The 24,270-nt window shown below is 40.8% G+C and carries 21 protein-coding genes; 17 read left to right on the forward strand and 4 right to left on the reverse strand.

Annotation, left to right across the window (positions count from 1 at the left end):
- Position 1: 1 nt before the first annotated feature.
- The gene (locus tag I6N90_RS00500; RefSeq protein WP_197933573.1) at positions 2–1,624 is read left to right on the forward strand and encodes a hypothetical protein; all 1,623 of its coding nucleotides are present in this window, start codon (positions 2–4) and stop codon (positions 1,622–1,624) included.
- A 3-nt stretch (positions 1,625–1,627) separates the two neighbouring features.
- Positions 1,628–4,459, forward strand: coding sequence for a hypothetical protein (locus I6N90_RS00505; protein WP_197933574.1), 2,832 nt, complete (start codon positions 1,628–1,630; stop codon positions 4,457–4,459).
- 137 nt (positions 4,460–4,596) lie between these two features.
- Here I6N90_RS00505 and I6N90_RS00510 read toward each other — a convergent pair whose 3' ends face one another.
- Complete coding sequence (locus tag I6N90_RS00510) at positions 4,597–5,151, reverse strand: TetR/AcrR family transcriptional regulator (RefSeq protein WP_197933575.1); 555 nt, start codon at positions 5,149–5,151, stop codon at positions 4,597–4,599.
- 794 nt (positions 5,152–5,945) lie between these two features.
- On the opposite strand from I6N90_RS00510, the gene I6N90_RS00515 reads away from it, so the two are divergent.
- From I6N90_RS00515 to I6N90_RS00575, 13 genes are all read left to right on the forward strand, one after another.
- Positions 5,946–6,158 (forward strand): hypothetical protein, encoded by a 213-nt coding sequence (locus tag I6N90_RS00515; protein ID WP_197933576.1) that lies wholly within the window; start codon positions 5,946–5,948, stop codon positions 6,156–6,158.
- Between the two features lie 285 nt (positions 6,159–6,443).
- Entirely contained in the window at positions 6,444–6,824 is a 381-nt protein-coding gene (locus I6N90_RS00520; protein WP_332262416.1) for a MauE/DoxX family redox-associated membrane protein, read from the forward strand.
- Positions 6,824–7,429: a hypothetical protein gene (locus tag I6N90_RS00525; protein ID WP_232242451.1), complete on the forward strand. Its 606-nt coding sequence runs from the start codon at positions 6,824–6,826 to the stop codon at positions 7,427–7,429. Before I6N90_RS00520 ends, I6N90_RS00525 begins: the two co-directional genes overlap by 1 nt.
- Positions 7,413–7,811 (forward strand): hypothetical protein, encoded by a 399-nt coding sequence (locus tag I6N90_RS00530; RefSeq protein ID WP_197933579.1) that lies wholly within the window; start codon positions 7,413–7,415, stop codon positions 7,809–7,811. The genes I6N90_RS00525 and I6N90_RS00530 overlap by 17 nt, the downstream gene beginning before the upstream one ends.
- On the forward strand, positions 7,786–9,663 hold the full coding sequence (locus tag I6N90_RS00535; RefSeq protein WP_197933580.1) for an ABC transporter ATP-binding protein: 1,878 nt from the start codon (positions 7,786–7,788) through the stop codon (positions 9,661–9,663). The genes I6N90_RS00530 and I6N90_RS00535 overlap by 26 nt, the downstream gene beginning before the upstream one ends.
- 126 nt (positions 9,664–9,789) lie before the next feature.
- Entirely contained in the window at positions 9,790–10,269 is a 480-nt protein-coding gene (locus tag I6N90_RS00540; protein ID WP_197933581.1) for an SRPBCC family protein, read from the forward strand.
- Positions 10,270–10,278: 9 nt separating this feature from the next.
- Positions 10,279–10,587, forward strand: coding sequence for an ArsR/SmtB family transcription factor (locus I6N90_RS00545; RefSeq protein WP_197933582.1), 309 nt, complete (start codon positions 10,279–10,281; stop codon positions 10,585–10,587).
- A 468-nt stretch (positions 10,588–11,055) separates the two neighbouring features.
- Positions 11,056–13,365, forward strand: a complete 2,310-nt coding sequence (locus I6N90_RS00550) for a M4 family metallopeptidase (RefSeq protein WP_197933583.1) — start codon at positions 11,056–11,058, stop codon at positions 13,363–13,365.
- Between the two features lie 307 nt (positions 13,366–13,672).
- Complete coding sequence (locus I6N90_RS00555) at positions 13,673–14,353, forward strand: response regulator transcription factor (protein ID WP_197933584.1); 681 nt, start codon at positions 13,673–13,675, stop codon at positions 14,351–14,353.
- A gap of 85 nt (positions 14,354–14,438) precedes the next feature.
- Positions 14,439–15,701: a sensor histidine kinase gene (locus tag I6N90_RS00560; protein ID WP_232242452.1), complete on the forward strand. Its 1,263-nt coding sequence runs from the start codon at positions 14,439–14,441 to the stop codon at positions 15,699–15,701.
- Positions 15,702–15,841: 140 nt separating this feature from the next.
- Positions 15,842–16,891: an alpha/beta fold hydrolase gene (locus I6N90_RS00565; protein WP_197933585.1), complete on the forward strand. Its 1,050-nt coding sequence runs from the start codon at positions 15,842–15,844 to the stop codon at positions 16,889–16,891.
- Positions 16,860–17,315 carry an RNA polymerase sigma factor gene (locus tag I6N90_RS00570; RefSeq protein WP_197933586.1) on the forward strand — a complete coding sequence of 152 codons (456 nt, stop codon included), beginning with the start codon at positions 16,860–16,862 and terminating at the stop codon, positions 17,313–17,315. The genes I6N90_RS00565 and I6N90_RS00570 overlap by 32 nt, the downstream gene beginning before the upstream one ends.
- Positions 17,316–17,358: 43 nt before the next feature.
- Complete coding sequence (locus tag I6N90_RS00575; protein ID WP_197933587.1) at positions 17,359–17,889, forward strand: sigma-70 family RNA polymerase sigma factor; 531 nt, start codon at positions 17,359–17,361, stop codon at positions 17,887–17,889.
- 236 nt (positions 17,890–18,125) lie between these two features.
- On the opposite strand, the gene I6N90_RS00580 is transcribed toward I6N90_RS00575, so the two are convergent.
- Positions 18,126–20,144, reverse strand: coding sequence for an acyltransferase family protein (locus I6N90_RS00580; RefSeq protein WP_197933588.1), 2,019 nt, complete (start codon positions 20,142–20,144; stop codon positions 18,126–18,128).
- 43 nt (positions 20,145–20,187) lie between these two features.
- Here I6N90_RS00580 and I6N90_RS00585 point away from each other — a divergent pair, with 43 nt between their 5' ends.
- Positions 20,188–20,391, forward strand: a complete 204-nt coding sequence (locus I6N90_RS00585) for a hypothetical protein (protein WP_197933589.1) — start codon at positions 20,188–20,190, stop codon at positions 20,389–20,391.
- A gap of 29 nt (positions 20,392–20,420) precedes the next feature.
- Here I6N90_RS00585 and I6N90_RS00590 read toward each other — a convergent pair whose 3' ends face one another.
- Positions 20,421–21,251, reverse strand: coding sequence for an alpha/beta fold hydrolase (locus I6N90_RS00590; protein ID WP_197933590.1), 831 nt, complete (start codon positions 21,249–21,251; stop codon positions 20,421–20,423).
- Positions 21,252–21,878: 627 nt separating this feature from the next.
- Between I6N90_RS00590 and I6N90_RS00595 the strand changes: the two genes are divergently transcribed.
- Positions 21,879–22,850 (forward strand): ABC transporter substrate-binding protein, encoded by a 972-nt coding sequence (locus I6N90_RS00595; protein ID WP_197933591.1) that lies wholly within the window; start codon positions 21,879–21,881, stop codon positions 22,848–22,850.
- A 46-nt stretch (positions 22,851–22,896) separates the two neighbouring features.
- On the opposite strand, the gene I6N90_RS00600 is transcribed toward I6N90_RS00595, so the two are convergent.
- Entirely contained in the window at positions 22,897–24,066 is a 1,170-nt protein-coding gene (locus I6N90_RS00600) for an alpha/beta hydrolase (protein ID WP_197933592.1), read from the reverse strand.
- Positions 24,067–24,270 lie beyond the last annotated feature (204 nt).

The following is a 24,270-nucleotide window of genomic DNA, read 5'->3' on the forward strand; positions in this document are numbered from 1 at the left end:
TATGCCTAAAGTACGTAGAAAAAAAGTTTATGATGCTGTTTACAATGCATCAAAACGCTACTTCTCTAAAACTGATCCGCACCTATTAAATCGATATCGTAAGAAATTGGATGCAAGAACAGCGATGCTACGTTATGTCACCTATTATAATTTCCAACCACAATTTGAACAATCAGGCAGAACGATATGGACTCAGCCTCAAAATGATATAGACAATCGTTGGACCGGCGTAGGCGGGGACGAGCAGATTGGCAAACAAGGTTTATATTTATCATTAGAAGAAGAAGGATCTCATCATACTAATTTCCCTGAAATAGAACATTATCAAGATCCCACTCTACCAGCAAACCAAGAAATTAGTTATTTCGAATACGAAGCTGGACGAACAGAAGCGAAGTGGCAGAAATCCAAAGTAAGCGAGCTTCGAACGATGTTTTTGTTTGAATCGAATAAAGAGCTTAACGGCTTTGACTTTACTTATAATCAAGAACCTGACCATATGTTTACCGAAATTTTTGAAGAGGCACGAAAGGAAAGCCCTGATGACTTTCTACCTGACGAAACTGTAGAAAGTTTATATTTCCATCCTGAGGATGCGAGCTTTAATCGAGCAATCGGTAATGCAGCACTCGAAGTGGAAGGTATAGACTTCTTTACTGCAACTTCTGTACGGGATCAAAAAAGTATAAATTTAATTTTAGGCGGCAATCATGGTTCACCGATCAACACATTGGAACCAAGAGGCAGGAATACTTTCCTTATTGATGGTATTACAAAAAAATCTAGATCTGTTTATACAGTAGACGACCTCATTTATAACGACACATTCGATGAAGCAGGCGTTGAAGCTCCTATGACCGTAGAAGAATTGGAGAGAAATTGGAGTCATCTTGAAGAGTATGCTAAAAAAATTGATGCTGATTTAGACTGGGAAACAGCTTCTATAAAAATTGATGCCGGCATTCATCAATATGTTGTGGAAGCCCTACAACAGATCAACGATCCATTTTCACTTGACATGGATAAATTAACTGAACAATTGGCAAGCAATGAGCTTTTGACAGCAGTCGAGAAATCGTTAAGTGATTTCGTCGTCACTTCTGCTGCTACAAGTTCTGAAAGCTTCGTACCTCTCTATAAAGAGATCGGTCTCGAGGGTGTTAGAAGTGTACTAAATAAAGAAATTGTAGAACCCCAATACGAAAAACTTGTTGCTAAAGATGGTTCACATTCCTACATTAGTCTTGCAGTTAGAAGCGAGCTAGCTGATAGAAAATCCCACTTTCTAGAACAGAATGCTTCAGACATTCAAAAAAGATTGAGTGAAGCAAACACTACTGTGAACGAAACAAGCACAGAGCTAACAACGAAACAAGAATCACTTAATCAGCTACAAGAAGAGCTTGAACGAAAACCTGAAGACACAGATTTAAAACAAGAGGTGGATGCTCTTCGTCTAGAGATCAATCGAATGACGAATGAATTACATGAAGCAGAATTGAAGAGAGAACAAGCTGAGCATGACGTAACGAACAATGATAGCAATAAACGAGAAACTTCCGAAGAATTAGAGCGATTGAAAGAACAGAGGGATGAACGTCGCCGCGAAATGGAAAGGAGGTAACCTATGAGTAATAACTCTAAAATAGAGGTACCCAATATACCACTCACCCAGACACTTGAAGACTTTCAAATGGTGAAGATCAACAAAAATCTAATTGTTATTTGTGCAAGAGACATATTTAAAATCGGCTCAGAAACTGACTTTGGTGGCGATTTTTCAAGTAATGATAATGTCTATCTGTACACAGAAGGTTTATTGTTATCCTCTACATTTCGTTTGAAAAAAGGTGTCATTTCTGCCCACACCGTATCAGTCGCTGGCAAAGGCGTTTTTGATGTTTCTGGATTACCGGGACAAAGTCCAGATACTCCGAACCAAAATACTGACGAAAAGGGGATAATAGGAGGAGATGGAGATGATGGCGGTGACTTATCTCTTTATGTAGAAACGACTGATGTGAAATCGCCGACTTTTCATATTTCTGCTAACGGCGGTTCAGGTGGTGAAGGTCAACTTGGCACTTTATTAACACCAGGTGGAGATGGGGGTAATGGCGGCAACGGCGGTAATATTGTTACTCTTATCGGATTACCTTACTTCGTTTGGCTTGCTAAACTTAAACAAATTGCCCAGCATAAATCGTTAACTGATATTCAAAAGGGGTTAACTGAACTACTAAAGAAGTACCCGAATTTAGAAAAACATACGGTTATTATGGAAACATTAACAGCAGCTATCCAAGCAACTGCGCTAGAAAATAGTCAATTGGCATTAGAAAATGCAGCATACGAACTGCAAGGTATGATTGCCGAATGGAACACATCTTTAGAATCGTCAATAGATATTTCGAGTGGTAATTATGGTGTTTATGGGGATGGGAAAATAAATGGTGTTAATGGGGATCCAGGTAAACCAGGAACCTTGCAACCTATATTATTTGAGAAACCGATAAATCTAATTAATAGATCCTTTTCTCCATTTATGTTGATTCATCCGAGTCAATGTACACGATTACTAGAGAAAATTAAGTTAATGTACTTAACTATTAATCCCGTAACTAATTCTCAAGGTGTTTCAGATATACTAACTTTGTTGAGCCGTTTACAAGCCCGTACAGATTTATTTGTAATCGCAAAAGATGACTCCGTGCTTGTGAAATATTACAAAGATAACGAATCAATAATTGGTTCTATTGGAGCCATAGGTCAATTAAGACATGTTAATGCTGAAGCAACACGATATATCGACCAACTCAAAAGTGGCAGTGATTTGTACGGTTACGATAGCACGCATGTGCCGCTAGCTTCCTTTGATAGCTACAATGATACTTTAGATAGGCTTATTGCCAATTTCGGTGAACTTCAAATGCAATACAACAACTACTTTGAGTCGCTAAAAGACAATAAAACAGAAATGGAAAACATTAAACGTACACGAGGATCGTTATCCGAAATAAAATCTACTGCCCAAAGCAACCTTAGAACATTAAAAGGTATCCTCTTAAAGCAAGAAAATGTGATCCAAAGCTATCAAACAACGTTACCCAAGTTGAAAAAGAAAGTGACAGACTCTATCAAAACACTCGAAGAAGACATTAAATCGTATTTTGACTTTAATTTTGATCGTTTATTCCAGTCGTTAACTAGTTTAGCCTTTTTACCTGAATCTGAACTCATGATAGCTACTTTAGCTAGTGAATTTGTATACAATGGAACAACAAAAATTACGAACGACAAGGATATACCCGTAAATAAAGACTATTTGATACGACAAATGAAGACAGTAACTTCAAATCTAACAAGTTTAAAAGAAGGGTATCAATCGTTAGAAAACGGTACATTAACTGCTGATGACCCTTCTGCAGGTAAACTGATTGCAACAGAACAGACCATTTTATCTATTTTAAATGATTTTTATTCAAAGTTTCCTGCCCAAACCGACGAACTGAAAAAAGTGTTTCAACATTATATTTCGAATGTGATTGCAAGGAATAATGAACTATTATCCTATAATGCCAGTGTCCTTCTCATGTTGCGGAGCCATGGGCTGATTAATTCAGCAGATGATCAAACTGAGGTGCTAAATGACGAAGCTCTTAAAACGATCTCGCCAGATTTACCAGATCTCGTCACCTTTATGTCCAGCGTCATCTATACGGCAAGGAATCAAATTATGGAAATGCTAGATTTGACTGTTCGGGCATATCGCTTTTGGTCCCTCTCGGATTTAAATCCGCTCACACAACTATATGAAAATAAAACGCTCCCGCAAATTAACTATGCGACCTTATTAGCTATAAAAAATACATTAATGATTGATTCCCAGCATGCATTGGAAAGATTCGGAACAAATCACTCCACTTTCCCGCGCCAGTCTGATGATCAAGGGTTAATCTATGAGCTACCATCATATCAGCTGGAATTGTTGCAACTAACGAATCAAATTATGGTTCGTATTCCTACCGTTAAGTTAGGAACAGTACTTAACGACAAGGAAAATATTAATATTTTTGCTGGAATGGCGAATGTAAGAGTTCGATTAATAAGGGTATGGATTGACGGAGTAAAGACGGCTAATAAACAATTAAAGCTACATATTATTCATACTGGCAAAGAGGAAATTTGCAGTCAAACCGGAGATGTGTTCAGCTTTTCTCATGAGCCTGTGAGCAAATCGTTTATGTATAATATAGATACCAACAGAGTTATTGAAGAAGCTAATTTTGGCATGGAACAAGGAACATCAAATTATGCGGCGTTAGGTCCGTTTACAACATGGAATATTATTATTAATCCTAACGAAAATGATCAACTTGATTTAACGGAAGTTACTGGTATCAGACTTGAATTTCATGGAACCCACTATGATTTTGATAGTAGTAAAAAAGAAAGTTAAACTATATTTACTCATGTAATGAACTGTTCGACTGATCAGAAGAAGTAACTAACCCAAAAATGGCGGTGCTAGGGAAGTTATCCCTGGACCGCCATTTCTAACATTCGGCCTGATACCACCTAACAGTACAATAGTAATTACGTAATTTGTCGGCTTCGAACCCACTCCATCACTACTTGTGAATGCTTCTCGAACATCGCTAGATCGCCTTGCAAATACCTCATAAAAAGCAAACCGTGAATCATTGTGAGTAGGAAAGCGGCATCGTCCCGATTCGGTAAAACCTGTTGAAACGTAGTAATATACTGTTCACCTACTGTATGCAAAACAGCGAGATGTTCGGGTTTTAACTCCGTGCTTCGGTTATAGTCCAAGATGAATAATGTCTTCTGGATGAAGTACTTTTCTTGTCCCATTAAATACTGGAACAGATGCTGTAATCGCTCATCCACGCTTTTGCCTTCAAGATTAACATTCCCCTGGGAAATATCCTTAATTGTGAGATGTTGAAGCATTTGTTTCAGTAGCTCGTTTTTGTCGGGGAAATAATGATAGATCGTTCCTGTAGAAACATCTAGATGCTTGGCAATTTCTCTCATCGTCAATGATGAGATCGCTCTGCTTGCAAATAATTCGAAACAACGATCCAGCAGTTCTATTCGATATCTCTCATGGTCGACGATCTTTGGCATAAGCATGCTCCTCATTGTAACCGTTTTTAATATTATATAACGCACGTTTGATATAAATAAATGGGAGAAAAGTGTCGGAATGGTAGTGCTTTGCAATCAGGACATTATAACCGAAATAAGATTAACCTTGTCGAAGTATGTCTATTTACTTTTTTTGATTTAATGCGTCACAGCATCATTGTTCAGAAAGGTTTATATCTCGACTTTTTCTATGGGTAAATGTTGGCGATTGGTCGACTAACGGGTAGTGCAAACGCTTCATTTACACTTCGGAATACGTCCGTTTATATTCGTGTTAGCATCGAAGGGAGGTGGCACATGACAAGGAGTATTAAACCGACTGTACCGTAACAGAGTTAATTAACGGGCTGCTGCAAGATCTATATCCGATCGTGTACGTAGCCGGAAGGACATCTTTGTTCTTTGTAAACGAATTGAGGGGAGTTTTACTGTACAAAAATGAAGGAGGTTGTTTGATGTATTATGTTGGATGTATTCACAGCTCAGCTGCTGCGATGGGGGCTTGTTGTACTTACAATCAGTGCGGGAGCTACACGGAGCCCGATGGTACCGTAAAACCAAAATACGAATTAACCGGTGCTTATTATAATCGCTTGTATCATTATTATACAGAATTTACTGAATGTCTTTGTTCAGCTCCTGGACCTGGCCCATCTGTTCCTGTGTAATCATATTGGCAACAAAATAGCGTCAATATCCAACCTGTTTAACTTAATGTATAACGCACGTTCGATATAAAAAATACAAATCATAACTAATAGGGGGACTTTTAAATGACAGGATGTATCGAAGAACATGTTCCGAGATCGCATTACACGTCCGCTTGCTGCACAACAATTCAATGCGGTTCAAGAACACTGCCGGACGGAAGTGTTCAACCTCTATACATTTTAGACGGTGGTACGTGGTGGTACACGGGCAGTTACATTCCTAGGCCAGGGGAAAATTATAGTTCAATATGGGATTGTGTGTGTACAGGCGCTTAGAATAATCGAGGAACACAAGCAACGATTTATTTTACGGATTGTAGCTGTACAGCTCCTGGACCAGGCCCATCTGTTCCAGTTTAATCTTATCAAACTGGCGTCGATTTCTATCGGCGTCAGTTTGTTCAATCGCTAAAATCCGAAGGAGGAACATCAATGCCGGTCGAATCGGCTTTAACTATACTCATTCTCATTTGTACAATACTTATCTATTCCTCTATTGCCAAAATAATTGGGTATCGCAGCTTCTAAGAAACGATTGCGAAGCTCAACTACCCGATTTGGCTGGCAGGTTTCGTCATTGCATTAGAATTTGTGATCCCTATCTTGTTGCTAGTGGAGCAGACGCATCAAGCAGGCGAAATTGGATTACTATCGTTACTTATAACTTTTGTATTCGTCGTTTGCCAGTCGATTGTGAAAAAAGTGAACGTGTCCTGCAACTGTTTCGGTGAGACGACTGCTGAACAATTGGGGTGGGGGACGATGTTGAGACTTGTGCCGCTAATCGTTGTTGCTGTTGCGATTCTATATATAAATTCCTATGTTTCCCCACTTGAACTCCCATGGATGGATACGATAAGCGTCGCCTTCATTGCTTTAGGTATCTTAACGATTTATGCACTATGGCAAAATAGAGCTAGTCTGTTGCAAGGAGGGCATTGATGGTGACAACTATATTACGTACTACATATCCAATTCTATTAGTAATTGTGCTCCTCCAAAGCCAATACCTGATTCATTCAGAACGAGAGGCTAAAGCGCTTAACGATAGGCCGTTTATCTCGCCAGGGGAGTTAATGTCCCAGATCACAAGAGGTGATCATGGGGTAGAGAATGGAAAGTTCTTTCCACGGCTTCTTTTTAAAACGTTAGCTCACGGTAAATTCAACTTGGCTGGTTCACATAAACACGGTTCGATTGTCGCATTTGCATCGGCGGGATGCGAGCAATGCAAGCTGATCTATCCCATTCTGAATCAATTTGTTAAAGATAGAATTGATATCGATATTTTAATACTGCTTGAAGGTTCAAGACAGCAAGCTCTAGCTGCAATTGAGAAGTACAACATTTCAATTCCCGTCACACCGATTACGAAAAAAGATATGGAGCTGCTCGAAACAGGTTTTTATCCGTACGTTTACGTCTTAATCAAGCGTGGACAAGTTCAGACGAAAGGCGCTGTTAATGTACTGCACCTAAAACTAATGGTCGAGAAGGGGCTTCCCGCACAATACTTAGGAGGGAATAAATATGAGCGTATTATTTAACATATCGTATGCCTTAGTGTGGACTATCGTCGTTTTTCATAGCTATTTTTTGCTCGAAAAAATGATTGCTTCTAGAAAGATGATGCAGGAAATGCGCGCAATGCGAAGCGAACATGGCGTTGAAAAAGATAAGTTATTCCCTCAACTTGAGTTCAAGACGATCCATCATGGAATCGTCAATATTTCCAAAACGAATAAACGTGGCTCGCTTATCGCTTTTACTTCAACAGGCTGCGATCAATGCAAACTACTTTACCCAATAAAGACGGGATATTTCCCCTTTGTCTATTATTTGAATGAACGCGGCGAAGTAGAGACGAAGGGCGTTATTAATGTACGCGAGCAGTTGGAACATCTTGTCAAGAACAGTCGGTCCGCTTAATATGAACGATTATCAGATTCCGCCACCTTCCGACCAAGCTCCAAACTCGATTCCACTCAAACAGAAACTTAAAGCTGTTACATTGCTTTTCAACACATTTTTTCCGATCGTCGTACGTGTTATTCCGCTCCATCTGCTCGGCCTTACGGTGCTTAAAGTAATATCTGCCTTAGTACCGATCGCACAAATATATCTAGTCAAAGAAACGATCGATTCGATTACCGCATTATTTATGGATAAGTCGGTTGAACTTACTTATTGCTTTCAACTGTTGGGACTACAGGCGCTGTTATATTTAGCAGATAAATTGCTTCAGTATGCAGACCAGATGCTGACAATGAGAGCGCAGCAGCAGTTGCGCTATTATTTTCAGTTGCTGCTGCTCAAAAAAACGTCACAGCTTCCGTTATTCCACTTCGACAACGCGGAGTATTACAACAAGATTGAGCGAACAACGGCAGGTATGGACACCAGAGGATTTAATGTTTTCAGTGCTCTAATGACAATTGTTCGCAATGGCATCTCGGTGACAGGTATTTTCTACATTTTGTTAAGCTTTCACTGGGTGCTGGCTGTTGCTGTTATGTGTATGCTGATCCCGAATTTATGGATTAATGCCAAAGCAGGGCAACTTCGGTTTACCCAGATGTTTATGCAGACACAGGAGCAACGGCAACTGTCTTACATTCAACAACTGTTACAAGGCAGGAACACAGCAAAAGAGATTCGGATGTTTGAAAGCGCACCTTATTTGATACAGAAGTGGAAGGGCATATTTCAAAAAGTTACGAAAGAAAAACTAACCCTCGAGGCTCAAAATGTACGTCGCAGCATGTTTCTCGATCTATCACATACGTTTTTGAACATCGGAGTATACGTTATTCTTGTCTGGTACGGATTTATCGGCTCACTTACGATCGGTCACTATGTATCTCTCTCGCAAGCGCTCACACAGATGCAAATGTTAATTAGCGGGATAGGACGAAGTATGGCGGCTATTTACGAGGACTCCCTCTATGTTACAGATGTGCTTCATTTTCTGGAAATGGAGCTCGAAACAACCGAAGATCATAAAGAATCGTTCCCGGAATTGCTACAGCATTCGATTCAGATTGATGGGCTCAGCTTCACGTACAGCGGACAATCAGACCCCACTCTTCAAAATATTAATTTAACGATCAAGCCTGGAGAAAAAGTATCCATCGTTGGCGATAACGGAGCTGGAAAAAGTACACTTGTAAAATGTATTTTAGGGCTGTATTTGCCCACAGAAGGGTCGATTTCCTTCGATGGGACGGATATCCGAACGATTCGCCCGAGCTCGATGAGGCGTCATATGGCTGTTGTGTTTCAAGATTTTGTCGGATACAACTTATCGGCTCGTGAAAATATTGCGTTAGGTCAGCTCGAGCATATCGAAGACGATACACGTATTCAAGTAGCTGCCGCTCAAGCCGGAGCAGTTGAACTACTAACTCGACTTCCACAAGGGCTGGACACAGAACTTGGTGTCATCTTTAATCGCGGATATGAACTATCGGGAGGACAATGGCAAAAAATCGCTATAAGTCGGGCTTACATGCGTGATGCCCAACTCGTTATATTAGACGAACCGACGGCTTCGCTCGATCCGATTGCCGAAGCCGAAATCTATGATAATTTTGCAAAGTTGTGTGAGGGCAAGACGACCATTATGATTTCACACCGATTAAGCAGTTGCCGACATTCGGACCGAATCGTCGTCATGCGCGATGGGTCTGTCGTTGAACAGGGGACTCATGAGGAGCTGATAGATCTGGGTGGGAGATATAAAGAGATGTTCGAACTGCAAGCTAAGCGGTATTTGGCTTAGTAACTTTCATCGCTAGAAAAAGGACATAGCTTGACGAGGGAACTAGTTTTAATTTCTTTACAGCTATATAACCTTGTGGTAATATTACTATTAAATTATGGTAATTTTGGATATGGAGGTATTGTCATGGAAGGTAAGTTTCTTCAACATGATGGAAGAAAAGTGGCTAGCTTCGAACGTTATCTGGATCATTCGGTAGAAAAAGTATGGGGAGCAATCACGAGTCCCCAGCAGATTGTCAATTGGTTAAATGCACAGGCTGAATTTGATCTTATCGTGGATGGAAAGATTATTTTTCGTTGGGAGAACGGGGACCTTGTCCATGGGAAGTTTATTAAAATTAACCCACCGAGCGAGTTGGAATACACATGGGAAGAGAAGTCTTCAGGAAGATCATTAGTACGCTGGGAGTTGAAAGATGACGATGGGAAATGCCATCTTCACCTGACTCATACGTTTTTCGAATCTGCTGTTATCGCTGATTTTTTGGCGGGATGGCATGTGCATTTGGAGATGTTGGATATGACCCTTCAAGAGAAAAGTATCGACTTCCCGGGGGAGCGTTTTAAAGAAATGCGTGAGAAATATGTTTCTATACTGAATTAAGGTGCATTGATGAAAAATATATTTGAAGTATTGTCGGAACCGCATAGACGGTCAATGCTAGATCTTCTGCGCATCCGCGAGCGGTCTGTCGGAGAGCTAGTAGAACAGAGTCAATTAAGTCAACCTGGCGTTTCCAAACATCTAAAAATTTTACGAGAAGCTGGGCTCGTAGAGGTTCGATCCGTATCCCAAAAAAACATCTATTCCATACGCCCAGAACCACTTCAAGAAGTTGATCGATGGCTGGAGGAATATCGCCATTTCTGGTCAAACAAGCTTGACAATCTCCAGCTTTACCTTGACGGAGAGGAAAGGTAGTTGTTTGATGAGAATAGACGATTAAAAACAGCGGAGTTACCGCAAGAGCATGAGGATTAGGATACGATCGTTCCTAATCTTCATGTTCTTTTTACATCGATTAAGAAATGAAATGTAATCGTTCGACTTATTTCGTCAACGAACTAATCCGTAATTTGTCTAAAAAACGGAGTAAAAAGTTTTTTTAAAAAAAGTTGATAAAGCTACTAGTAATTCCAAAATATTGTTGTATACTCTAGTTGAAAAGTTAAACCAACTAAACACATGGGATAAGTGGTTAAAATTAATTCTCCCCTAATCAATTTCAACTCTAGTTGAGCAAGGCTTTTTACTCTGAGGGCATCCTGATTTACTCACATAGAAAACAATGAATAGATCTCTGAAGGGAGTGTGATTGACAACAAAATTCAGAATATTCTGTAAATTATTTTCGTAGAGAGAAAAAAATTGGGTAGGAGATGATTAAAAATGAAAAAATTATTTAAGATCGTCGTATTAAGCGCAATGTTAACATCGATTGCTGTACCAGCTTGGGCTGCACCGAATGAACTCATCCATTCAGAAAATATTGTTGTACAAACGAATGCACCTCAAATTATTGTGGAAAAATGGGTTGCACCTCCAAGTCTAACGAATGAGGATAAGGTATGGAGTTATTTGGAGGCCAAGAAAGAAGTGCTTGGTGTAACAGGCGTTGTAGATCAGAACATCAGAATAACTAAAGATGTTACTGATGCTGAAACAGGTACCAGACACGTTAAATTGAAACAGTACATTCAAGGAATACCTGTGTTTGGGACTGAACAAACGCTACATTTTGATAAAGAAGGTAATGTCAGCTCATATATCGGAAACACAGTTCCAGACAGCGGACAACAATCTGCTATTTCCCTTACTCCTAAAATCAGTGCAGAAAAAGCCATCTCAATTGCTAATCAAGATACAGAGAAGCAAATTGGCAAGCTTGGTAGCCAGCAACGCGAACAAACTGCTGAACTAAACATTTATCCTACTTCAGGGCAAAATCTGCTTGTTTATATTACCGAGGTTAACGTACTTGAACCATCTCCAGAACGTATACGTTACTTTATTGATGCTGATAACGGTGCGATCGTGGGTAAATTAAGTTTACTTCACCATGCAACAGGAACGGGAACAGGTTCACTAGGAGATACAAAAACATTCAGCACAACAGCTAGCGGCTCACAGTTTTTGCTTCAAGATACAACGCGCGGAAATGGCATTACCACATATACGGCTAACAATGGAGCAATCCTTCCAGGTAGTGTGGTAGCAGATGCTGACAATGTATGGAACGATCCAGCGGCAGTAGATGCCCATGCTTATGCGGGAATTGTTTATGATTATTTCAAAAATACGTTTGGACGCAACAGCTTGGATGGCAACGGATTTGCTATAAAATCTACTGTACATTTTGGCTTAAATTATAATAATGCGTTCTGGAACGGTGTGCAAATCGCTTACGGGGACGGAAATGGCACGTTGTTCCGCGCCTTCTCAGCCGATCTAGACGTTATCGGTCACGAGCTGACTCATGCGGTTACAGAGTATTCGGCGAATCTAATTTATCAAGGCGAATCAGGTGCGCTTAATGAATCGGTATCCGATATTTTCGGCAATACGATTCAAGGTACGAACTGGCTGCTTGGCGACGATATTTACACGCCAAATATACCGGGCGATGCACTACGCTCGCTAGAGAATCCAACGCTTTACAATCAACCGGATCATTATAGTAACCGATACACAGGCACTGCCGACAATGGCGGGGTCCATATCAACAGCGGCATTAACAACAAAGCTTTCTACCTTCTGGCGCAAGGCGGCACGCATTATGGAGTTACAGTAACAGGCATTGGTCGCGCTGACGCTGCGAAAATTTTGTACAGAACGCTTACTTTATATCTGACTCCATCTTCAAATTTCACGGCAATTCGTGCAGCTTCAATTCAAGCGGCGACTGATTTGTTTGGTGCTAACTCCACGCAAGTAAGCTCGGTTCAAGCCTCATACGCAGCTGTTGGAGTAGGTACTGTGCCAACTACAGACACACAAGCGCCTACTGTTCCAACAGGACTTGCATCATCAGGGGTAACGAATACGAGTGTTTCCCTAGCATGGAATGCATCTACGGATAACGTAGCCGTTACAGGATACGAGGTTTATAGAGGCACAGTCCTTGCCGCAACTGTTACTGGCACTACAGCGTCGATTAACGGCTTAACCGCAGGGACAACTTACAATTTCACGATAAAAGCGAAAGATGCGGCTGGTAATAAATCCGCAGCAAGTAGCGTTCTGCCGGTAACAACAACTAGTTCAACTCCAGTAGATATTGTAGCTCCGAGCGTTCCTACAGGGCTTGCATCATCAGGTGTAACGGCATCAAGCGTTTCGTTAGCGTGGAATGCATCCACGGATAACGTGGCCGTTACAGGATACGAAGTTTACAGAGGTACAGTCCTTGCCGCATCTGTAACTGGCACTTCTGCTACAATTAGCGGCTTAACTGCAGGAACAACTTATACTTTTACGGTAAAAGCTAGGGATGCGGCTGGCAATGTGTCAGCAGCTAGCAGTGCTTTATCGGTGACGACAGGAACGACCCCTACCGTTCAGCCATGGGCACCGAATGTAGCATATAATGTGAATGATCAAGTTACTTACAATGGGAATACGTATAAAGCTCGCCAGGCTCATACCTCATTGCCAGGTTGGGAGCCATCGAACGCTCCTGCCTTGTGGAGGTTGGTCTAACTAAGCGCATTAATGTAGGAAAAATAACACTTTTAGAGAAATTTTAAACAATCTAGATGCCGTTCCTTGTGGTCTGCCAAGACTCAGGGGATGGCATCTTTTTTTAATGCGCTTTTCGATAAGAAAGTGTTTATTTATCACTGGATTTAGATCTACAATACTAGAATAAAGATATTATTGAAAAATGGAGGATCTAATTGTGCACGATGATAGCCGAGATTCCCATCGTACTTGGAGCTTTTGTTCATATTGAGTTCATACAAATATCGTATTATGTAGCCGCATAGACGTAAAAGGGGGGAAATACATGCCCAAGGCGCTAGTTGTAGACGATGATTTACACATTCGTGAACTGGTACGACTCTACCTTGAAGATGAAGGAATCGAAGTTGTCCAGAAGGGAAATGGCTCTGATGCGCTGGAATACATCGAAAATGAACCAATGGATCTAGTCATATTGGATATTATGATGCCTGGCATTGACGGATGGAATTTATGTACTAAAATCCGCAAACTTGGCGACATACCGATCCTCATCATTACAGCAAAAGATGAACCTGCTGACCGCATCAAAGGATTTAGGCTGGGCACCGATGATTATCTCGTGAAGCCTTTCGACCCGACAGAACTCACACTCCGCGTTAAAGCGCTATTGAAACGTTATCGGATCGCTTGTTCCCAATTGGTCAGTATTGGAGATTTACAATTGGATCGAAAAAAATACCAGGTAGTGTACAAGGCTGGATTTGCGATCACCTTGCCGATGAAAGAATTCGAACTGCTCTACAAACTAGGGAGTTATCCGGGACAATTGTTCACTCGGGATCATTTGATTGGGGACATTTGGGGAAAGGATTATGATGGAGACGACCGCACCGTTGACGTTCATATAAAGCGGCTTCGGGATCGCTTCGCCGAATACGAGTCTGATTTTCGCATTGTAACGCTTCGCGGTCTTGGCTACCGATTGGAGGTGTGTCACAATTAAATCATTATATTTCCGTGTTGTCTTCATATTCATTGGTGTCATCGTTTGTAGCCTCATCATCGCTTCTATTGCTTCTACACTCCTGTTGCGTAAACCGTTTGCTCAAAAACTTGAAAACAGCTTGTTGACGAATGGTAATCAAATCATTAATACCTACCGATCGTCCGTCGGTTCGGAATTGATTCCGTTCATGAACAACGTTTCCAGTATATCAATCTATGCTGTTCAACTATACGACACTTCCAGCAAGCCATTGCTGGAAGTTAGATCTGAACCCGTCGTTCCTGAGAAGGCACGAATTCGATATGTGTTGAACGGCGGTATGTCCAGAGTCAGCGAAAAAGACGGCCGATATCCTATGATTGGCCTTCCCTTTAAAGTTAACAAAAAAAGTTATGCTTTATTCGTTATGTTGAAGAGCAACGAAATGTGGCTTCAATCGAAAAAAGAAATCAATACGGAACTGTTGACTGTTTTCTTAATAGGAAGTGTCCTTATTTTGGTCGCTGCGCGATCAATTGTAAAGCCACTAATTCGTCTAAGAGATGCGGCTGGTCGAATGTCCCAAGGTCACTTTGACGTTCAACTCAATACAACCCGCAAGGATGAGATCGGGCAACTTAATGCGAGCTTCAATGAGATGTCGCAAGAACTAGAGAAACTGGACAGGATGAGGCGAGAATTTGTGGCAAACGTATCTCATGAGATCCAGTCACCACTTACGTCTATCTCTGGATTCGCCAAAGCTTTAAAGCAAAAAAGAATGAGCAAGGAAAATCGGATGTATTACTTGACGATTATCGAGGAGGAAAGCGATAGATTATCCCGTATCAGCAGAAATCTACTGCTGCTTTCTTCCTTGCAGCACTCTCGTTATCCCGACCCATCGACGGATATCCTGCTTGATGAACAAATCCGGAAGGTTGTCATTGCACTTGAGCCACATTGGACAAGCAAAGAGATATTTGTCGAGTTAGAATTGGATCCGATAACCGTTCATGCATACGAAGATCAACTCACTCAAGTATGGACGAATTTGATTGGCAACAGTATCAAATTTACACCTGACAGCGGACATATTCACATTCGTAGTTATGCAGCTGGACAAACAGCGGTCGTTAGCATTATGGACAATGGTATTGGAATACCTGAGAATCAGAGGAAGGAGATCTTCATGCCTTTCCACAAAATAGATACTGCTCGTGATCGCTCTGTTAGTGGGAGCGGATTAGGTCTGACCATTGTCAAACAAATCGTCGATGGGCATGGAGGAGAAATCAAAGTTGATGGAGGGCAAGGTGGTTGGACAGTATTCACTGTGCGGCTGCCACTGAAGAAAGTACTATGACATTCGTTTAAAAATATTGATCATCATATAGAAACACAATCGGAAGAAAAGTCACCACCGATTGTGTTTTTTTTATCTATTCATATTCAGTTCAAATTCATTTTGTATAGTGACGTTAAATGTATGAAAGGAGGATATTTATGAATCTATCTTTTAGAAAATGGATAAAACGTATTGCTGTTACTTTATTAACTCTTGCAATCTCTTTAGTTTCGATTGGTAGTATTTATGAGCAGTCAGCTCGCATCTGGGTTGCTAAGAAATTTCCTGCCCCAGGCAAACTTATCGATGTCGGTGGTCGTAATATTCATCTGAATTGTGAGGGGCAAGGCTCTCCGATTGTCGTGCTCGAGGCAGGTGCTGACACTAGTGGTTCCGCGCTATGGCAGCTCGTGCAAGAAGAAGTTGCTCGATTTACACGTGTTTGCTCTTATGATCGGGCTGGCATTATGTGGAGTGATCCTGCTAAGAATCGTGGAAACAACCTCACAATCACCTCAGATCTACACAAGGTACTACGTGCCGCAAATGAACAACCGCCTTATATTTTAGTCGGTGCGTCAATGGGTGGTCCATACGTCATGACGTACACGAAGTACTATGAAAATGAGGTAGCAGGGATGGTTCTAGTCGATGCTTCCCATCCTGAGCAGACAGCACGACTAGCTCAGGCTATCGGCGAATCAGAGAGCGAGCCAATTCCAATCGTATTTCGCGCTCTCGCCAAAGTTGCATGGTCTGGTCTGCCAAGGCTCATACTCCCCGATGCTAATATACCAGAGTTGCCATCCCAGACGGCCAAAGCGATCACCGCCTATCAATCGACATCACTTGCAGCCGCCTTCGCTGAGGCTGCCCGCTTCGAAGACTCATTATTCGAGGCTGGAAGTTTTCGCTCCCTAGGCAATTTACCTCTTGCAGTGCTCTCTAGAGGAAAACCTTGGAGCGCGTACAGCGAAGCTGACCAAACCGCAAGTGGCTTTACTCAAGAACAGTTCGAACGTGTGGAAGCAACTTGGGCAAGCATGCAAGCCGATTTCTCCACTTGGTCCTCTAACAGCACGCATCAAACCCTTGTAGACTCCAGCCACGTAATTCAGTTAGAGCGCCCTGACGCAATTATTGCAGCAATCAAGGATATATTTAGAGAGATTGTTCATGAAGCCAGTATTCTACAAAATACAGATTGACCATAATTACTTTGATCTGTTGAAGAAAATCATTAGTATACAATTAAGAAGATTGAATGAAATTGTAATAGGACATTCCAACAATGAAGAACAGGAAGAAAAGGAAGCCGTATTAATTGAGCGTGCTCAACAAGGGGACCATGATACTTTTAGTGAACTTGTTCGCCGACATCGCTCAAAAGCACATGCGTGGGCTTCGGGGTTAACAAAAGATCCCTTTATGGCAGATGACATTGTGCAAGATGCACTGTTAAAAGTGTTTATGCATCTCGGCACATTCGTTGATATTGCACGCTTTCTACCATGGTTGCACACAATTGTACGTAATCAAGCCATGATGAAATTGAGGCGTGGAGGGCCTTATAGGAACGAACGACCATTTACTAGTTTTGAAACCAAAGTTAATTCTAATCGGGTTGATTGAAAACGTGGAGAGTATTCTAACGTACATGGTGAATAAAAAGAATATGGAAACCATATCTCATGGTAGTCCTGAGGAACATGTCCTTCAGAAAGAAACACTTGAAACGATACTCGGACTTTTCTCTTGCTTAAATCTACGTGAGAGAGGAATTGTTGAGGCATTTTTCTTTAATCAGCTCTCACCGACAGAAATAGCAGCTTTGTTTGATACAACTACTGCAAATGTCTATAAAACTCTTTCTCGTACTCGACTAAAGCTTCAGCATGAACGGATTCGTCTTTATATTAACGAAAATCTGATCAAGCGCAGGGAGAAACATGGTATGACCAAAAAACGATTGGAACGTCCAGTGGTCTATACCGAACGAGTGGAAGATAGTCACTTCTTAGGATCTAGACCATCAGTAACGTACTGCATGTGGGGATTGTTGCAATATACAGATAAGAGAGGTATCTCTCTTTCTGATGTGAATGCTTTTACGGGATTTGCATTTTGTTTAAACATTTTCAAAGAAACCGTTCATATTGGTGGCCCTCTCTTTCAGAGTTACGCCAGTTCGCTGTTCAATTTTTGAAAGATCTAAAAGTGGCGTTTAATGAAAATGAAAAGGTAATTATGATTTTGAAATTTGGGATGAACACTACAAGCCGGAAAGCGAAGAGAACCTTATTGATGTTTATGTTCCATTAATGGATTAATGATTGTCAAAGTTTAAATGATATTTTCACATTTTCAAGCTAATTTGCTTAAGCAAAAGAGAGTGCTAATGGGTAATAATACACCATAAGCACTCTCTCTAAATTGTTACAGCTATCCAATTAGCTTATCTACGATCAGCTTCGCATAAAACTCTGCTCCTTGCTTATTCAAATGAACGCCATCGGCAGCAAATAAATCATTTTTTCCTTTGCTTGCAGAATACCAGTCTATAATAGTTACATTCTTTGATCTATCTGCCGTTGAAGCGAGCATTTTGTTAACAGAGTCTTGCCATTTGCGTGGCACTCGCGAGTTGACGAATACAACTTTTCGCTCTTTTCCAATAGCGCTCAGAAGTTTATTCATCTGCTTAGTTGTAAATGACCCATTTGTACCGAGCTGAATAACTACTGTATCTGCTAACTTATTGCTTTTTTTCAATGCTTCTATTATTTGGGCTGCCGCTCCAAACTGTCTTCCTATCTTTCCATCTATGAAAATGCCCGGTAGTTGCTTTTTCAAGTACGGAGCTGCATCTAAAATAACAGAATCCCCAATTATAGTAATGCTATGTTTGGCCAGAGGAGTGACTGGCGTTTTCTTAACAACGGGATTAGAAGTTCCATTAATATTTGAATTCTTGCCTGTTGGTTTGTTTGTATCCTTCGGTAATACAGTTGGTTTGTTTGTATCCTTCGGTAATACTGTTAGTTTATTTGACGGTTTGTTTATATCTTTAGGTTTTTCATTGTTTCCGTTGTTTCCGTTGTTTCCGTTGTTTCCGTTGACTACTTTATCTACTTTGCCAACTTGTTCTGTCTTATCCGATTTACTGTCAGCTGTATGATTTGATGTACCATTGGTTTTGTTTGGTACAACAACAGTACTTTCGCCTTTTTTGGCATCGATGCTTTCAGATTGTAAACCTAATCCGCCTGTGCAGGCTACAATGGAGAAAGCAAGCATAAGTACAGCTATAAAAGTGGTCGTTTTTCTTATAAAAAACGGCTGTTTCGTTTTTTGCTTAACCAAGACATACATTTTGCCCAAAGCTCCACGTCGTATAGGTTCCTCAATAAACCGGAAAGAAAGTTCAGCTAGAACAAATGTGAGTGTAACCTGCATAACCGCACGTGCAAGATGGAATTCCGCACCCTCAGCAGCAGGTGTCGTTAAAACAATAATCGGGTAATGGTACAAATAAATGCCGTACGAGCGAACACCAATCCAAGTAAACACTTTGTTGCCCATCATTTGAGCGAGTTTGCTAGCAGGGTGCGCAAGAGCAGCAACCACAATTGCAGTAGCGAGAGCTAGCACCACCATGCCCCCGCGATAAAGGAAGGAGTCGTACCCGCTAGTTTGATTAATCATAAGCAAAATAACGACGAAGCCGAATACACCCATACCATCTATAAGATAGCGACTGCGTAAGGAAATTGTGCTCAATTGCTTCCAACTCGGCCAGAGAAATGCAAGAGCTGACCCAATAAGGAGGCCAAAGGCTCTCGTATCTGTACCGTAGTAAACACGGCTCGGATCTGCCCCAGGTTCATACAGCAGAACCATTGCCCCAGCCGAGATAGCTGCAGCAACAAGTGTCCATAAGGCAAGACTTCCTCGTTTTGGTGAAAAGCGAAAAGCAATTAACAGGATGAAAGGCCATATGAGATAAAATTGTTCTTCAATTGCAAGAGACCACAAATGACCAATTGGAGAAGCAGGACCGAAGCTTTCAAAATATGAAACTTCATGAAAGATGAGCCACCAATTATTTATATAGAGCAAAGCCGAACCAATATCACTTTTTAGAGATAGAAGTCGATTCGGATCACTAATGAGTAACCAGATTGATACGAGTGCGATCATAAGGAACATAGCAGGCATCAGCCTTCGAGTTCGGCGAATGAAAAATGATTTGAGGTCGAGCGACTTATTTTCACTCATCTGTTTAAATAAAATGTCAGTGATGAGATATCCAGAGAGCACAAAAAACATCGTAACTCCTAACAAACCTCCAGGCGCCCATTGTACGTTTAAATGATAGGCAATAACTGCAAGTACGGCAATGGCTCTTAAACCATCGAGACCAGGCATATAACGTCCGTTACTGCCGTTTGATTTATGCATGTAGGAATCCTCCTACACTAAATCGGATTGGAGAAAATACAGCTTGTTTGATGAGTGGAAAACAGTGGTAAAAGCGATGAATGAAAACAATGTCGATGGTAAAGATGATGTTCAGCCCCTCTGGATGTTAGATCGTTGTAAAAACAATTATAGGGCGATTGTAATAAAAATTCGTAACAGAACAGTTACAAATCGGTATCAAACAAGTAACAGTGAATCCGTTAGAAACAAAAAAGACAACGTCTAGAAATAGACGCTGCCTGCTTCGTAATTATGTTACTTCATTATATCAATAACTGCATCAACAACAACTTGTGGGTGAGTTAACATAAAGTAATGATCTCCACCTTGGACAATAATTTGTTTACTGTAGTCAGACAATGTCAGTAGATCTAGTTGTAGGTTTGCCCACGTAGCTTCGATAACTGGTCCAAGACCATGCTCTGTGCCAGACAACACTGTTAGTGGTACATCTTTGAACGGCTTATCACTATACGTGTCTTTTGCTTGTTGCAATGTTTGCACGATAGTCGGGTAACCACCTTCAAGTTTAAACATGCTTTTGAAGATTGCTTGACGCTCTACAGGGAAAGTATCAGTCGTAACAGCTTCTTGATCAACATGTGCAGCATCAACAAACACTACGCCTGCAACTTCGCTCGAATACATATCAGCAAAAACAGTCGTAATTGCTGAGCCGTATGAATGGGTTACTAAAATATATGGAGCTTTTACTTTTGATTTTTTAAGCAACTTATGAAGTTGTTTCGCTTGAGTTACTGCATCGTAAGTCGTTCCACTATTCTCGCTCAAACCAATGTTCGCACGGTCATAGGAAATTGTTTGTGTTTTAGAAGATAAACCAGACTGTGCTCCAGCCCAAATTGCATGAGACACATCACGACCACTTTCGAATACAATTGCTGGCTCGCCTTTGCTGCGGTTAGCTGACCCTTGTATGTCCGCATACAGACTAAATTTGCCGATATCCACTAAGCCCTTATAATCGCGATTGGCTTTTGAGTTAGATGGACTAGCATACGCAGTTGCTCCTACAGACATCATTAAAACAAAGACCATTGCTACCAACATTAACTTCTTACGCATTTGTAAATTCCCCCAATGATAGTTTTGCAGACGGTTGGAATTGAACCAACAGAAGACCGACTCACGTCCACTTATGAAATGAGAGAATAAAATGCACCCAAATAAAATGATATCGATAAATAAATTACTTTATTGCCAATATTTGCATTGTAACATGAATGTCCAATTCTTACAATTCTTAATCTTTAAAAAGTAAATAACTGTAAACGTTTTTTTGTAATACTATTCATTAAATAATAGATGTTCACAATAAAGAAGCAGTATCTTGTGATAAAAGATGTACCTATCATCACTCACCAAAAACTTTATTACAGGTTCCATTGATATTTGCATTATTGCCTGTTGGTTTGTTTGTATCCTTCGGTAATAAGCAAATTTATAATTGGAGGAACGAATCTGAAACTAGCGAAGGCCCAGCCAGATTTACAATTGAAGACCCCGATGGTAACACCATTCTTCTTGATCAACATAGATAAATTAGAGAATTGAATCTTGCAATAAAAAAAGGGTTGATCTTCGCGAATGAAGATCAACCCTTTTTTTACCTATAGAGGTATTGCAATAATGATAATCATTATCATATAATGGTTGGTGTTGTGCTATTTGCGAAAATTTGAGGAGGCAGATATGTTAAAGCATCGAGTTCAAGCTACCGTAGTTTCAATCGTTTTTATTTTTTCGATATTGCTTACTGCTTGTGGAGGGGCGGCCAACAATGACAGGAGCGGAGCAGCTGTTAAAGATGCAGTTGCTACAACCCGCACTTTTGAAACGCAAAAGGGCATCATTACTATTCCGGCCAAACCGCAGCGGATAGTGACGGACTATTATGGAGGAGAGTTACTGGCCGTCGGTGGTAAAGTAGTTGGCGTGGATCCAGAAACATTCGCCAATCCTTATTTGAAAGAACAGTTGAAGACAGCCAAAGATGTCGGCAATCCTATAAACCAAGAAAAAGTGCTCGAGCTTGCACCTGATCTCATCGTCGTTATGAATGATAAAGACTATGATGCACTGTCAAAAATCGCTCCGACACTGCACATTCCTTACGGTACAGTAAAAAATGTACACGATACGTTACGATTTTTTGGAGACATCGTAGGAGACAAAGAGAAGGCAGAGCAATTTATCGCCGAATTTGACAAAAAGGCAGCTGAAGGGCGGGCTAATCTGGAGGGAGTCATTGCGGAAGATGCAACCTTTGGGATATATGAGGTTAGACATAAAGGGGATTTGTGGATTTTCGGTGACAATGGGGGCCGTGGTGGTCAAGCGTTGTACAATGCGCTTCAATTAAAAATGCAACCGAAGCTTGCGATCAGCAAAGAACAGGGGCTGCAGTTGTCGATGGAGACATTGCCGGAGTATGCTGCAGATTACATGTTCCTGACGAACTACGATCCCGAGAACACAGGCGAAGCGCTTAAGCAGTTGAAAGATTCGTCAGTTTGGAATGGCTTACCCGCAAGTAAAGACAATAAGGTATTCTATAATGACTTCCACACGTTCTACAGTTATGATCCAATCGCCATTATGGCGCAGATCGATCTGTTTACGGATATGCTAATTGCTAGAGCTGAAGAGAACAAAAAGAAATAGCGATGTCACAATAGTGCTAGAGTTAAAGACGATAGGAAGCCAAGCTTCATATCGTCTTTTTGCGCTGAATAATTACGTCATCCATCCAATCATCTGTGTCAAGGAATGGGGCTGGCTTATTTTTTAAATATTTATTGAAAAATTCCAGAAGAAATGTATTCATAATCGTTTCCATCTTATCGGGAAGAATGTCGCCAAGTACGCCAAACTCCACTTCTTTACCGTCTATCACACCGTTGTACATTTCGTTTTCATACATCACCTCGGTGTAATCTGTAAAGTTCGCATGAGTACTTTGTTTAACCGTTACTAGATAAGCATCATGATCGGAAATTAAAAATGGGAACATAAGATGACTGCCTAACGTTTCGCTTTCATGCTGTATCTGCAAAGTTGGTTTCTGAAATGGTTTTGACCAAGTCGAGTTATAGTAGAACCCATCAAGATTTGCACTTGCTTTTATACCATCACAAAGATGCGTCAAGCCTATAGCTGCAGCACCTCCAAAGGACATACCGAACGATCCGATTTGATCTTTGTCAACAAAATCACCAATCCAATTCGAATGCCTTTCAGGATTATTTAGAATCATTTCCAATGCAAACAAGCTGTCTTTTATCCAGATATTCATGTGCGCCAAAATAGTAGGTTGGCTATCCATAATTTCTTTATACCATGCATAATGTTCCTCTAGGCTTGCGCCATTACCTTCATTAATTAGCCAATCGGAATAAGCAGGGAAGATCTCGTTACTTTTGGAATGATGTGCTAAAAAATCTTTTTGCATTTCTGCATCTATCGTCGATACTTCACCATCTGGTAATAGGTAAGATCCTTCTCCTTGATGACCTATGCTGAGCACAATATATCCATGGGAAGCTAGTTCTTCACATTGCACTGTATTTGCTTCAAGAAACATACAATACCCATGATTGAACAGAATCAGCGGATGCTTTCCTTCATATATAGGAGCATTCAGATACGAATTCGTTTCAATGCCCTCAGAACCGGGTAAAATATGCTCACTGACATACTTTTTAATTTCCTTTTCATCCGCATGCTTTGCTGGGTAGAAGCAAAGGCAGGGGATGACTCGTTTATTGCTGTCATCTTCCACTTGCGTATATTCGAACATCAAATTGGTACAACCGACTAAATGAGAACCACTAGGCTTTTTAAGTTTGTGTTTTTCTTTGATTTTCGTAATACTCAACATAAAATATGCTCCTTTTTGAAGTGGTTAGGCTGATGTGTTGAATGACCAGTAGTAAGAAAAACAATATGCAGTAAAAGGAAACCAATCTTTACTAGATTAATCCAGTTATGAACGTATGGCAAACAGCTCGGGTTAGAGCGCTATCAAATCAGTCACGTTCGAACACATGCTGGAGGACGAAATATTGCCTATATCTGTGAAAAA

The organism is Paenibacillus sp. GSMTC-2017 (genome assembly GCF_016019935.1).
Taxonomy (GTDB): domain Bacteria; phylum Bacillota; class Bacilli; order Paenibacillales; family Paenibacillaceae; genus Pristimantibacillus.